Annotated in this window: 13 protein-coding genes; 3 read left to right on the top strand and 10 right to left on the bottom strand. The window is 29.4% G+C overall.

All coding sequences use genetic code 11. The annotated features are described in order from the left end of the window. Positions 1-8: 8 nt before the first annotated feature. The 9 genes from ACZ5SO_RS14550 to ACZ5SO_RS14510 form a co-directional block, all read right to left on the bottom strand. Entirely contained in the window at positions 9-914 is a 906-nt protein-coding gene (locus tag ACZ5SO_RS14550; RefSeq protein WP_464625580.1) for a carbohydrate ABC transporter permease, read from the bottom strand. A 53-nt stretch (positions 915-967) separates the two neighbouring features. Continuing rightward, positions 968-2,248: an ABC transporter substrate-binding protein gene (locus tag ACZ5SO_RS14545; protein WP_464625579.1), complete on the bottom strand. Its 1,281-nt coding sequence runs from the start codon at positions 2,246-2,248 to the stop codon at positions 968-970. Positions 2,249-2,439: 191 nt separating this feature from the next. Continuing rightward, positions 2,440-3,903, bottom strand: a complete 1,464-nt coding sequence (locus tag ACZ5SO_RS14540) for a sulfatase-like hydrolase/transferase (protein WP_464625578.1) — start codon at positions 3,901-3,903, stop codon at positions 2,440-2,442. 2 nt (positions 3,904-3,905) lie between these two features. Further along, positions 3,906-4,652 (bottom strand): ABC transporter ATP-binding protein, encoded by a 747-nt coding sequence (locus ACZ5SO_RS14535; RefSeq protein ID WP_464625577.1) that lies wholly within the window; start codon positions 4,650-4,652, stop codon positions 3,906-3,908. A gap of 3 nt (positions 4,653-4,655) precedes the next feature. After that, positions 4,656-5,411, bottom strand: coding sequence for an ABC transporter ATP-binding protein (locus ACZ5SO_RS14530; RefSeq protein WP_464625576.1), 756 nt, complete (start codon positions 5,409-5,411; stop codon positions 4,656-4,658). A 1-nt stretch (position 5,412) separates the two neighbouring features. Continuing rightward, positions 5,413-6,201 (bottom strand): ABC transporter permease, encoded by a 789-nt coding sequence (locus ACZ5SO_RS14525; protein WP_464625574.1) that lies wholly within the window; start codon positions 6,199-6,201, stop codon positions 5,413-5,415. Beyond that, positions 6,201-6,983 carry an ABC transporter permease gene (locus ACZ5SO_RS14520; RefSeq protein WP_464625573.1) on the bottom strand — a complete coding sequence of 261 codons (783 nt, stop codon included), beginning with the start codon at positions 6,981-6,983 and terminating at the stop codon, positions 6,201-6,203. Before ACZ5SO_RS14520 ends, ACZ5SO_RS14525 begins: the two co-directional genes overlap by 1 nt. 90 nt (positions 6,984-7,073) lie before the next feature. Continuing rightward, complete coding sequence (locus tag ACZ5SO_RS14515; RefSeq protein ID WP_464625572.1) at positions 7,074-8,138, bottom strand: ABC transporter substrate-binding protein; 1,065 nt, start codon at positions 8,136-8,138, stop codon at positions 7,074-7,076. A gap of 52 nt (positions 8,139-8,190) precedes the next feature. Further along, positions 8,191-9,162 carry a LacI family DNA-binding transcriptional regulator gene (locus tag ACZ5SO_RS14510; protein WP_464625571.1) on the bottom strand — a complete coding sequence of 324 codons (972 nt, stop codon included), beginning with the start codon at positions 9,160-9,162 and terminating at the stop codon, positions 8,191-8,193. A 214-nt stretch (positions 9,163-9,376) separates the two neighbouring features. Between ACZ5SO_RS14510 and ACZ5SO_RS14505 the strand changes: the two genes are divergently transcribed. Both ACZ5SO_RS14505 and ACZ5SO_RS14500 read left to right on the top strand, forming a co-directional pair. Next, positions 9,377-9,679, top strand: a complete 303-nt coding sequence (locus ACZ5SO_RS14505) for a helix-turn-helix domain-containing protein (RefSeq protein WP_464625569.1) — start codon at positions 9,377-9,379, stop codon at positions 9,677-9,679. 183 nt (positions 9,680-9,862) lie between these two features. Next, positions 9,863-11,716: an IS1634 family transposase gene (locus ACZ5SO_RS14500; RefSeq protein ID WP_464625568.1), complete on the top strand. Its 1,854-nt coding sequence runs from the start codon at positions 9,863-9,865 to the stop codon at positions 11,714-11,716. A gap of 227 nt (positions 11,717-11,943) precedes the next feature. Here ACZ5SO_RS14500 and ACZ5SO_RS14495 read toward each other — a convergent pair whose 3' ends face one another. Next, positions 11,944-13,260, bottom strand: coding sequence for an ISL3 family transposase (locus ACZ5SO_RS14495; RefSeq protein ID WP_464624031.1), 1,317 nt, complete (start codon positions 13,258-13,260; stop codon positions 11,944-11,946). Between the two features lie 374 nt (positions 13,261-13,634). Between ACZ5SO_RS14495 and ACZ5SO_RS14490 the strand changes: the two genes are divergently transcribed. Next, positions 13,635-14,393: an IclR family transcriptional regulator gene (locus tag ACZ5SO_RS14490; protein WP_464625567.1), complete on the top strand. Its 759-nt coding sequence runs from the start codon at positions 13,635-13,637 to the stop codon at positions 14,391-14,393. Positions 14,394-14,428 lie beyond the last annotated feature (35 nt).

Raw genomic sequence — 14,428 nt, 5'->3', positions numbered from 1 at the left:
CTTCCTTCCTAACTCATATCCTGAACTTTAAAACTCTTTTGATAAATTGAGATAATAACTATCATCATTAACATCCAAATAGTAGTTACAGCAGCGCCTGAACCCAAATTCATTGAAACAAAGGCTTCTCTATAACTTAAAATAGCAAAATTAGTGGTTGATCCATTCGGACCACCTCCTGTCATTGTCCAAAACAGTGGAAATTGTTTAAAATTCTCAATAATTGACATAGACATTGCTATTTTTATTACAGGAGCTAAATAAGGAAGAACTATTGATATAAATCTCCTAACTGCACCAGCCCCATCAATTGTAGCTGCTTCTAATGTAGAATTTGGGACATTTTGTAATCCTGCTAATAATAATAATGTGGTTAAGGGAATTTGTTTCCATAAAGCTGCAATTGCAATTCCACCAAGAGCTGTATTTGGATTATTTAAAATAGCTAAATCTGTAATTTGACCTCTACTAATTATAGAAATAAAATATTTTACAAAACCATATTGTGGTTGAAAAAGCCACATCCAAATTAAACCGGAAATTACTGTAGGAACTACCCAAGGTGTCATCATAACTGATCTAAAAAATCTAGCACCTTTGAAATCTTTGTTTAATACAATAGCTAAAGCCATTCCTATAATAAATTGAAATAGAATTACAACTAAAACAAACCAAAGGGTATGATAAGCTGCTTCTGGAATTTGGTTTGCTTCAAATAACTTAGTATAATTTCTAAAATTATTGAAAGTACCAGGTTGTCCACTTATTATATTTTTAACTCCATATTTTTGGAAACTCATAATAAGAGATTGTATAATTGGGACTATTATAAAAATTACAGTAAGGATAGTTGCTGGAATGGTTAAAACAAAAGAATAACTATTCTCTGATAACATTTGATTATGTTTTTTCATTGTCTCTCCAAAGATGGGCTCTAAGATTATTTCTTAAAGCCCAATTTCTGTTTCTATTCACTTAATTTAGATTGAACTCTATTCTTAAAGTCTTTAATAGCCATTGAAACATCTTCATTTCCAACTGTAACAGCTTGAGCTAAAGTACATAATTCTAAATTAATATCTTTTAATTGAGGAATAAAAGGTTGAGCTTTAACATTGCTAGCTGAATTAGCAGCACCCTTTAGTACAGGATTATTATTAATACTATCTAAGTTTGCCATACTTTTTAAAGCTGGATAAGCAGGTGTTAAATTAGCTAAATAATCAGAGAGAACATCTGATGAAATTACATATTGAACAAATTTACTTAATGCTTCTTTTCTTTGACCTCCATTATCTACTAAAATAAAACAATGAGATTGTAATAAAGATTGACCAGATCCATTACCACCTTTTAATGGAGCAGCACTTGCTGTAAAGTTTTCAGCCTCAGGATTAATTGTTCTAACACCATTAAAGCCCCAACTTTGATCATAATACATAGCTAATTGACCCAAAGCAAATAAGTTTCTTAAATCTTTTAATTTTGCATTTTGAGGGTTATAGCCTAAATCATCTAGAGTTTTTAACATGGTAATTGCTTCAGTAAAACCTTCGTTATCTACTGAAAGAGCGCCATTATCATCTAATACTGTTCCTCCAAAGTTAAAAATCATTGCATTTACGCTACTTCCTGAAACTGGTACTGATGCAGTTGTTTGGCCAAAAGCATAAACTTTATTACCATTTGAATCTTTTAGTGCTGATAATTTTTTTGCCATCATCAACATTTCATCATAAGTTTTAGGTGGAGTATTAGGATTTAATCCAGCTTCTTCAAATAAACTTTTATTGTAATATAATACATATGGGGAAATATAAAGAGGGACACCATAAGCTTTTCCATTTATTTCAAAAGCTTTTAAAACATCACTGTAAAAATCTTCTATAAAAGAATTTGGTAATATGTCTGTGATTGGAGCAGCTAATCCAGCATCTTCAAAACCAGGTATCCAATCAATTTCACCAAATATACAATCAACTTTGTCTCCGCCACCAGCCATGTTGATAACTTGATTCATGATTTCCCCATATGGAGCACTGACCCATTGGATATCAATATTTGGATTTGCACTTTCGAAATTTTTCTCAACATCATTCCAAAATTGCTCATATCCACTCTCAAGTACTGCATAGTTAGCAACTTTCAATACAACCTTATCAGAGTCACTACCTTCCTTTTGACCTGATGCAAACACTGTTAATGTAGAACTTAATACAATCAACAAAATACTTAATAATTTTTTCATTAATAAGCCTCCTTTATTTTTTATACATACGTGTGTACATATTTTTAAAAAAAATATACATACGTGTGTACATCGTTAATAGTTTAAACCAAAAATAAAATCTGTCAAGAAATATTTTAACTCAAGAACATAAATATACTCCCTACATATATAATACATGGGAGTATAAATCATACGAACCAAAAACTTTATTAAATATTATCTTCTAAAATTATCCCTGGCCCATAAGGAGCAAAGGCTACAGCTATATAAGGACAAATACAAGCATCATTAGTTTGTTTAGCAAATGTCCATAATTTTTTAAATAACTCCTTAATCACTGATTTTGGCGCGCTGTTTATAATATTATGCATTTCTAGCGGATCATTTTCTAAATCATATAGTTCATCATAATCAAAAGTATTAAATACTAATTTCCATTTTTTATTAAATACTGATCTTTGAATACCATAAACTTCATTACCATTTGTTTGAGTAAATAATTCAGTTCTCCAATCTTTAGGTGCCTTATTATTTTTTATTATAGGAACTAAACTTCTACCTGTAGTTTCTAGTTTATTTTGATTTCCTGTCAATTCTAAAATTGTAGGAGCAAAATCAGTTATAGATATTAAATCATTATTATCAACTCTCTTATTAATTTCAGCTCCACCTAATATAACACCAATACTATAAGCTTCTCTAAAACAAGGTAAGCCTTTTGCCCATAATCCATGAGATGCAACATAATCTCCATGATCTGTTAAGAACAATACATAAGTATCTTTTAATAAATCTTTATCTTCTAAAGTTTTTAAAATTTTACCAAAGAGATAATCTTCATAACTTACAAAAGCGTAATATCTTCTAATTGATTCTATGTGTTCTTCTTTGGTTAATTTAAAACAATCTTTAGTTCTTCTATATAGTGTTGGTTTATCTTTCATATCATCATCAAAATTATCTGGTAAAGTAATTTCAACATCTTTATAAAGATCTAAAAACTTCTTCGGTGGACAATAAGGATCATGAGGTCCTGTAGTTCCTATATACATAAAAAAAGGCTCATCACTGTTATATTTTTCTAAAACTTCACATGCTTTAGTTGTAGAAATATTATCCCCAAATGGATCATTATCTATTCCAAATTGATAATATTTAGGATATCCATGTCTAACTATTTCACCAAAATCTTTTGAGTTATCCAATTTAATATTATCCCTATTATTATAGACTTGATTCCAATCATTACAACGCGGTTTATTTTCTGGTTTAAATCTTCCATAGTTAGAAACATACTCATATAAAACATGATCAAATCCTCTATCGTTTGGTCCTTCATATGCACTAACATGCCATTTTCCTGCAAAATAAGTTTTATATCCATCTTCTTTTAATATTTCAGGAAATAATTTAACTCCATCAAATAATGTTCTTGAAAGAGCATTATCTACTTCAACATTGTTCCAAATGTTATGTTGAGATGGATATAATCCTGAAAAAAAACCTGCTCTAGAGGGACAACAATGGGGAGAAGTTGTATAACAATTATTAAACTTAATCGATTTCTCCATAAATTTATCCAAATTGGGAGTTTTGGCCTTAGAATTTGGTTTTAAAGTCTCACTATTCTGTTGGTCTGTCATAAAAACCAATACATTCTTTTTCTTAGCCATTTTTACCACCACCTTATTAATTCAGTAACTTCATTTCGTATCTTTACAAAATCTAAAGATGCTACATCTCTAGGACGCTCTAAATCACAATCTACAAACTGTTTAATTTTAGTCGGTTTATTTGTTAATACCATTATTCTTTCACCTAGATAAACGGCTTCTTCAACATTGTGAGTTATAAAAATTATTGTTGTTTTTGTTTTTTTCCAAAGTTTAATGAGCTCATCTTCTAATTTGAATCTTAAATCCAAATCTAATTGGCCATAAGGTTCATCCATAAGTAAAAGTTCTGGATATGTAGCAAAAGCTCTTGCAATAACAGTTCTTTGCAACATAGAGATCGATAATTGTTTCGGATAGTAGTCTCTATAATCTGTGAGTCCTACCAATTCCAACATTTCTTCTGTTCTCTCTTTTATTAAACTTTCTTTTTCTTTTTTTATCTCAAGACCACAACGAATATTTTGCTCAACAGTTAACCATTCAAAGGCAGAATTCTCTTGTAAAATATAACTTATATTATTTTTCTTACAGTTAATTGCTTTCCCATCAACTAAGATTTCTCCAGAAGTAGTTTCGTAAATTTTGGTTAAGCAATTTAAAAAAGTGGTTTTTCCACAACCCGTAGGCCCAACGATACATAAGAATTCGCCTTTCATTACATTAAAACTAATATCATCAAGAACTAATAAATCTCCAAAACTTTTGGATAAATGTCTAGCTTCAACTTTAACTTCTCTATTTTTCATTTACTACCTCTTTCTATTAACCATAGAGCTTATTTCTTTTCTAAGTCTTAAGAATTCACTATCAGTCCTATCTCTAGGATGAGTTAAATCTATTTTAACAACTTCTTTTACTGTAGATGGACAGTCAGACATAACTACAATTCTGTCAGCTAAATATAAGGCTTCTTCTATATTATTAGTAATAAAAACTACAGTTCTTTTTTCTGTATTACAGATTCTAATAACTTCATCTTGCATTAAATATCTGGTTTGTGCATCGAGAGCTCCAAAAGGCTCATCCATAAGCATAACATCTGGTTTTGTACAATAAGCCCGTGCTATTCCAACTCTTTGCTTCATACCACCTGAAAGTTTTACGGGATATGAATTTTCAAACCCTTTTAACCCAACTAATTCAAGATATTTCATAGCTTCTTTGTGATATTCTTCTTTGCTAAAACCTCTAATTTTCATGCTATATTCAACATTTTTTAATGCTGTTAACCAAGGGAATAATTGTATATTTTGAAAGACAACTGCTCTATCAGGGCCAGCTTTTTCGACTAGTTGATCTTTTATATAGACTTCACCAGAAGTTTGTTTTTCTAAGCCAGCTATAATATTTAAAAGTGTTGTTTTACCGCATTGCCCAGGACCAAATACAACAATGAATTCATTTTCTTCTACTTCAAAACTTACATCTGATAAAACTACATTATCTTTATTATTTTCATTAGAAAATGTCTTGTTAATATTATTAATTTTCAATATAGAACTCATTTTATTTCCCTCTAATATTCCAAGCACATAACTTAGATTCTAACCATCTCATAACCAAAGCTAAAAACAATCCAACAAGACCAATAACAATAATTCCTGCAAAAACTTGAGTCATATTCATAGATGTCTGTCCCATCAAAATAAGCCAACCAACGCCTTTACTACTTCTAACCATTTCAGCTGCAATTACCGTTGCCCAGGCTGCACCTAAGGCTACTTGTAAGCCATTAAAAATTTGGGGAACGGCACAAGGTAATACTATGTGAAAAAATAATTGATTTTCTTTTGTACCTAGCATTCTTGCAACATCAAGATATGAATGATCTACATCTTTAACACCATCAATTACATTAGTCATAATAATTAACATTGTAGAAATAAAAATTATAAAATATTTACTATTTTCGCCAATTCCAAACCATAAAATAGCAAGAGGAATCCAAGCAATTGAAGGAATTGAACGAAGTACAGAATACATAGGTTTAATTAAAGCAGAACCTAATTTTGACCAACCGCAAAAGAACCCTAAAATTATACCTACGATACTAGCTAAAATATACCCTGTCATTACTCTAGTCATTGACCAATATAAATGCCCAAATAGTGTAGTTTTTCCTACATTTGAGAAAACTGATATTCCAATAAATTTAATAACATCAATTGGATTTGGTAAAAGGTTCTTCATATGTTCAAGTTGAGATGCGAAATACCAAAGAACAAAAACTAAAAATATGCTTAAAAAACCCCAAAAGAATTTTCTAAGACTTTCATTTCTTATTTTTAAAACCATTAATTTCTTCCCTTTACAAATATATGTTCAACTTTTTCAAGAAGATATGTTAAAAATGCTCCAATTAAACCAATAGTTAACATTCCAACTATAACTAAATCTGCACGACCAAAATTCCTAGCAACTTGAATCATATATCCAAGCCCCGATTGTGCTGCTAATAATTCAGCTGCTATGATACCAAGCCAAGCCATTCCTAAAGAAACTTTTAAACCAGTAAATATATAAGGTAATGCAGAGGGTAATGCTACCCGTTTTAAAATTTCAAAGTGACTTGCTCCAAATATTTGGGCAACCCAGATTTTAACCTCATCTGTTTGTTTTATTCCTGAATAAACATTTACAACAGTACCAACAAACACATTTACAAAAATAATTGCAGCCTTTGCTTTTAAATCTATTCCAAGCCAAACTGTAATAACAGGTATCCAAGCTAAACCAGGTATACATCTTAAAAAATCAAAAACGGGTCTAACTAAATAATCTATTGGTCTATACCATGCCATAAATATTCCAGTTGGTAACCCTATAACTACTCCAACAATATAACCAGTAATTACAACAGTTAAAGATGAAACAATATGAACTAATAAAGTATTACCATCAGGAGATTTTGAAGTCAATTTTGAAATAAATGTTTCTAAGATTACATTAGGACCTGGAAGCATTCCATTTCGAAATACTTGAAATACTTCTGATAATAAATACCAAACAGTAATAACTACAACTATATTAATAAACGCTATCATTTTGTATTTATTGTCAGATAATCGATTTTTCATTTTCACTCCTACTTTTTACTATTGAATATTAAATAATCAACTAACTTTTATATAAAACCTAGAGGGTCTTCCCCCCCTAGGTCATGTTCTTTATTTTGCTAAAGCATCTCTAACAACATCTTTTTTGATATTGGTATTCATAGCTTCAATAACGCTCTTGTCCATGCTTCCATTATCTACATAAAATTGAATTAAGCCTTTCATCCATTTTCCAACATCTCCTTTTAAAGCAGTTGAAGAATCGGTATATTCATTAAAATCACATTCTTGTCGAACTCCAGCATCATCAAAATCAGTTCTACCACTGTTTGTATAGAATTTTTTTACCATTTCAAATTCATAGTCTTCATCTGCATTTAACTTATCACAAGCCTCATACCAAGCTTTCATGAAATTGACTGTTGTTTCGTAATGATTATTATAAAAATCTTCGCTCACAAGCATAGCATCTTGTTGTGATTTATCTTGTTGTGCTAAACCACCAACTCTAACATAACCTTGATCAACTAATTTCATTGCTGCAGAAGGGGAGCCTAAACAAGCTAAATCACCATTTCCAGCTACAAAAGCTGTATAGATTTGAGAAGTTTCCATATGAATGAAATTAACATCTTCCATTCCTAAACCAAACTTAGATAAATAATCTAAACCCATGTAATGAGAAATATTACCTACTGTTCCTAACATAGTTTTGCCTTCAATTGTACTTTTATCTCCAATTACATCGGGATAGTCTACTAAAGTATTTCCAGCTTTTACAATGTCACTGTCTGGTCTTGCTAAAATCCAAGCACCATCCATAGTTGTTTCGATATCTGCAATTAACATTGCATTATATCGAGGTATTGCAACCATACCTCCAGCCCCAATAGGTCCGATATCCCATTCTCCAGCACCTAGAGCTTCAGCCATTGGACCACCTGAAGGGAAATCAATAATCTCTAAATCAAAATTATACTTTTCACCTAAATTTTCATCTTGAATTACTTGAAGTGGAACACTCAAATAATATGCCATAGCCCCAACTCTAATTAAAGGTCTACCATTTTTTCCAACCGCATCTTCTTTTTCACTTTGTCCCTGTGCGAATAATGAAAAACTCATTAAACAAACAACCAAAAAAGTTACAATTAATCTCATTGGACTTTTTTTCATACTACCTCCATTTTAAATATTTACACGAGTAAATATTAATATAAAAAAATTTTTATTTATCTGACGACCTGCGTACAATTAACTTTGGTGTTATTTTTTTGTGATCTCTCTTTTCCCCATTAATTTTATCTAAAAGCATATTAACTGCAAAATCACCTATAGCATCACTGTCTATATCTACAGTAGTAATCTGAGGATTAGAATATTGCGAAATATTAGTATTATCAAATCCTACAACTTTCACTTCTTCTGGAACCTTTAAACCTCTGTCAATTACAGCTCTAATACAACCTAAGGCTACAGCATCATTTGTACAAACAAATGCTGACGGAAAATCTTCTTTCCTTTTATAAGTATTATATATTGTATCGTGAGCTTCTTTTGTTGCAGATATTTTTTCTATAATTGAAAAAGATCTGGTCTTCATTGCATTTATAAAAGCAGTAGCCTTTGCATCTAAATTATTAAGAGTAGAACTAGAAATATAATGAATTGAAGAACACCCATTTTCTGTCAAATGCGTTACAATTTCTTTCATAATTGTCGAAAAATCCACTTTAATCAAAGAAACTCTTTCATCTAAATCATTCCAATCTAAGTCTCTTAAAAGAACAACAGGAACCTTAGCTTTTGCTATTTTATTTATTTGTTTTACATCCATTTTATTATTTGATGCAAAAACACCACTTACCTGATAACTTAATATTTTATTTATATATTTTTCATCATTAACAACAGAGGAGAATAAAATAGTATAGCCCAATTTAGCAGCTGATTTAGTTGCTCTATAAACTAATTGTGAATAAAAAGGGTTTCTTATATCATTACACAAAAATAACAATTGTTTTGTATCTTTGATTTTTAAACTTCTTGCAATTTGGTTTGGCACATATTGTAATTCATCAATAGCCTTTTGTATTTTCTCCCCAGTTTTTTCACTAACATAACCATTCTTATTTACATAATAAGAAACAGTTGCGGGGGAAACACCAGCTAATTTTGCAACGTCTTTTCTTGAAGCCAAACCTAATTCTCTCCTTTTTTGTTAGGTAAATGCTAACATTGGTATTTACTCGTGTCAAGTTTTTTTTTAATTTTTTTATTTTTTGCTATAGCAAGTTATACATAATAGTTGGAATATAATTAACATATTATAAAAATTAATATTTTCAGTAAGGCTTTGTACATGATTGTTAAAATGATATATAATAAAATAAAACATAAATTGAGAGAGAAAAATGGAAAATAAGAATCAATTAAGTGCTGTAAATAGGACTATCTTAATTTTAGAAACACTATCTAATATTAACAAAATCAACCTTGAACAATTAGCTAAGAAAACAAAATTGCCTAAGCCAACCTTACTAAGATTTTTGAATTCTTTAATTTCATTAGGATATGTTTATAAAGATCAAAATGACTTATATGGTTTGACACTTAAAATGTTTAGCATTGGATCAAATAGTTTATCACATATCCGTTTAATTGATATTGCTGCACCTTTTGCAGATGAGCTTTGTAATCCGGAGTTTGACAGTTAGGAAATTAATAATTTACAAGTAACAAACAATATAAGTAACGTAAAATGGGAAGTTAACGAAAGAGCTTCTATTTTTTTATACTTTTTTACTTACATTTTATTGTGAACGTCGTGAACGTTGACAAGTTTTAAAGCATATAGTACAATGTAAAGTGTAATAAATTAATATTTGAGAGGCTTTTTTATGTATGTAAGTATTCTTCCTGAGAAAAAGACTGGTAAACATATAATGATTGTTAGAGAATCTTATAGAGAAAATGGTAAGGTTAAGCAAAGAATAATTAAAAAATTAGGTTATGCTGAAGATTATGCTCACTTATATGATGATCCAATTGCTCATTTTAAAGAAGAATATAGATTAAAGTCTCAACAACTAAAAGAAAAGAAGAAAAAAACATCGATAGAAATCTCTGTATTTGAAGAACTTGAAACCTTAGATAAGGAAGATATTGCTACTAATAGGAAAAGCTTAGGAGCTGCAGCACTATCTGTTATTTATCATCAATTAGAATTAGATAAATTTATTAATAATCGAAATAGAAGTAATAACTCTCAATACAACGCTAATGCAATACTTAAGCTTTTAGTCTATTCAAGAATCCTTTTCCCAGGATCTAAATTATCAGCTTACAATAATAAGGGTAAATTCTTTGAAAAAATGGATTTTTCATCTCAACATATATATAGATTTATGGATAATTTAGTATCTTGGAAAGATGATTTATTTGTTCATTTAAATAAGAAAATTATTGAAAAATATAATAGAGATACAACATTATTATTCTATGATGTAACAAATTATTACTTTGAAGTAAATGATAATGATGAATTTAGACGAAAAGGTGTCTCAAAAGAACATAGACCTAATCCAATAGTCCAAATGGGATTATTTATGGATGACCAAGGCATACCTCTAAATTACCAATTATTCCCAGGAAATACTAATGACTGTAAAACTTTAATACCTATGATGGGAGAGACTAGATTAAACCTTGATCTCAGAAATATCATCATTGTTGGTGATAAAGGTATGATGAGTGGTGAAAACATTAGTAGAATTAGAGCCCAAAGAAATGGATATGTAATTAGTGCTTCTATTAGAGGAGCTTCTAGTGATTTCCAAAAGTTTGTATTGGACCAAAAAGACTATAAATATGTTGAGATACCTGTTGCTCAACGATATGAAAGTAAAAACTCGATTCTTAGAGATAATGGAGAAACTCAAATATTAAAGCTAAAAGACATTCTAACTGATAGAGAAATTAATGTTCCTGATATAAGACATGAAACAACAACTAAAATAAGAATAAAAGAAAGACAAATCTTTTTTTATAGTGAAAAATATGCTAGGAAAGCAAAAAAAGATAGACAGTCAGCTTTAGAAAAAGCAAAGACTCTTGTAAGAAACAATCAAAAACTAAATAAGTCTTTTGGAAGCTACAAATATATTAAAGAATGTTATATCAAAGATGATGGTGAACTTGTTCCACCTAAAAATGTAGAACTATTATTTGATGAAGAAAAATTAAAGAAAGAAGAAGCTTTAGATGGATATTATGTAATATTTACAAATGTAGTTGGACTAGAAGAGGATGAAAAGCCATTTAAAGGTAAAAGCAAATTCACAAAAGAAGGTTTATTTAAATTAAATAAAAAAGTATCAGGCTATGATATTATAAAAATGTATAGAGGCCTTTGGGAGATAGAAGAAACCTTTAGGATAACAAAAAGCAATCTTGAAGTTAGACCAGTTTATCACTATAAAGAACCAAGAATTGATTGTCATTTCTTAATATGCTTTATTGCTCTAACTATTGTTAGAATATTAGAAAAAAATGTAGGTGAAGAATTCACGACAGAAGAAATCATAGAAAGTTTAAGAAAAGCGAATGGATCTAAATTAGAAAATAATTTCTATATATTTGATTATTATAATAAAGTATTAGAAAGAATAGATGAAACTCTAGGAACAACATTTAATAGGAAATATTTAACAATCGGAGAGATAAAGAAAATAATAGCTAAAACAAAAAAGTAAAACTGAAAGTACTACAAAAAAATGTTTTAGAATAAATTTATAATTATTTACACGTAAAGGAATTATTTGGCAAATATGTAAAAAACGGTGCTAAACAAAGATATTAAGAAAAAAAGTAAAAAAATTGTTAAAAAAATCCAAAAATTACAAAAAAAAACGGGTCTTCTAACCTATATGTGGGTTAGAGCCTAATTAATTTTCTCTTTAAGTCCCTTTGTTAACATAATTTATCTGTTCGCTAAAGGGATTTTTATGTTGCTACAAACCAAAAGTACAGAATTAAGTAAATTATTTATGTTTCTAAATCCGTAAGCTCTTCTAATACAGAGTTTTATTTTGTTATTTAAAGCCTCAGTTTTTGCATTACTAATTTTGTATGTTCTAGTTGCCATAATAGCATCATAGTGTCGTTTTATTTTCCTTCCTAAAGCTACAAAACTTTGTATTCTACATCTTCTAGCCCAAGATAACCATGAATCTAAATGTTCTTTAACTTCATCCATATCATCAAGCTTGAATATAAATCTAAGCTCTTCTTTTAGCCTATATGCTCTATATAATTGATTATCATTAAGCTTTATCATTTCCAATTTTTCTCTCTGATTTTTTGTTAAGTTTTCAGGGTTCTTGCGTAAGGCAAATTTAGAATTTTTTATAATCTTTGATTCATCTATTGGTTTCTCATCTCCTTTCTTAGGTCGTCCTCTACCTCGTTTCTTCATTTCCCCTTCTTTCTGTTCAAGTATTACTTTTGCTCTTTGGGAGGCAGCTTTTCTTACATCATCTAAAGCAACTTGTGCCCATCCAATTGCATGAAAAGGATCAATACAACGCTCTGCATTAGGAATATATTTATCTAGACAAGCCTTTATCCATCTAGCTCCATCACCACTAACAGTCTTAATAGAGGCTCTCTGTTTTGGACTTAAATATTCAAAGAATTTAGATAAAGTTTTTTGATTATGTCCTTCCTCTGCCCATATAACTGTACTATCATCGTTATTTACAACTGTTGTAATATAATTATGTCCTTTTTTATAGCTAGTTTCATCAATTCCAATATTAACTAAATTGTTAAACCTATCTTCATATTTAGGAGCTACATCTATTAATACTCTATTAATAATATCACCAACAGTATTCCAAGAAACACCCATAAACTCTGATAATGTTTTCTTGCTTAAATTAAAAGCTAACCAGGCTACTTGATTTTCAAAATCTTTAGTAAATCTAGAGTTATGCCTAGCCCAAGGAACTGCTGCAGTTATAACACCATGTTCTGAACAAGTTACTCTATTAGTATTAGCTAGGACATATACAGGAATGTTTCCAACATCAAGAGATCTCCATTTTCGAGGAGCTTCTTTTTTGTCGTATCCAGGTAATTTTTTTCCACATATTGGGCATCTGTTTTGCTCTCTTTTATATGGTTCTACATGAATATAAAGCTCTTTAATATTTTTAGAATTAGTAATTAATTCCCAACTTTTAACTTTTACATTATTGACACCGATTAGTTCTTTTAATAAGCTCTTGATTGTCATTGGTTATCGTCCTTTGTGTGTTGTTGTAAATTTACAATAGACGATAACTGATGACTTTTTCAATAAATTCCTTAAAAAAACTAATATCTGTATTCTTTATTCCTTTCTTTTTCAATTCTCAATTATAAAATTTACCCACACTTAGTGATGAAGCCTCAAAAAAACTACAACTTTTTGTAAATGAATACCTCTTATAAGTTCTTTTAGAGTAAAGAATTATATGAAATTTTTTCTTTTTTTGCTGTCAAAGACAGGTTATACATAATAGTTGGAATATAATTAACATATTATAAAAATTAATATTTTCAGTAAGGCTTTGTACATGATTGTTAAAATGATATATAATAAAATAAAACATAAATTGAGAGAGAAAAATGGAAAATAAGAATCAATTAAGTGCTGTAAATAGGACTATCTTAATTTTAGAAACACTATCTAATATTAACAAAATCAACCTTGAACAATTAGCTAAGAAAACAAAATTGCCTAAGCCAACCTTACTAAGATTTTTGAATTCTTTAATTTCATTAGGATATGTTTATAAAGATCAAAATGACTTATATGGTTTGACACTTAAAATGTTTAGCATTGGATCAAATAGTTTATCACATATCCGTTTAATTGATATTGCTGCACCTTTTGCAGATGAGCTTTGTAATCATTTTAAAGAAACTGTTCACATGGGTATACTTGATGAAGATCATGCAGTGTATGTCCTAAAAAGAGAGTCTTCATACACTATAAGAATGTATTCAAGGGTAGGAAAAAGAATCCCTCTATATTGTACTGCCATTGGTAAAAATCTTTTAAGTGATTTGAATGAAACTGATATTAAAAATTATATTAATAGTACTGAATTTATTCCTTTCACTAAGCAAACATTAACTAAGGAACAACTATCAAACCAACTAGTTCAGATAAAAGAACAAGGTTGGGCTGAAGATAATCAGGAACATGAAGATGGAATTATATGTATTGGTGCAAGTATTAGAGATTATAGCAAACAAGTTGTAGCGGCACTAAGTGTTTCTTGGCCAATTTTTAGATTTAGGGATGAAAAGAAAAATGAAGTAATTGAAAAAATAGTTTCTACTTGTGATAAAATTTCTGCACTGTTAGGATATGAAAAATAAAAAACTCCATACCATTTTATACTAACAATAAAAAA

The sequence above is a fragment of the Pleomorphochaeta naphthae genome (genome assembly GCF_055396005.1).
The sequence above is the reverse complement of the archived record's forward strand: the minus strand, read 5'-3'. Positions and strand labels throughout refer to the sequence as shown.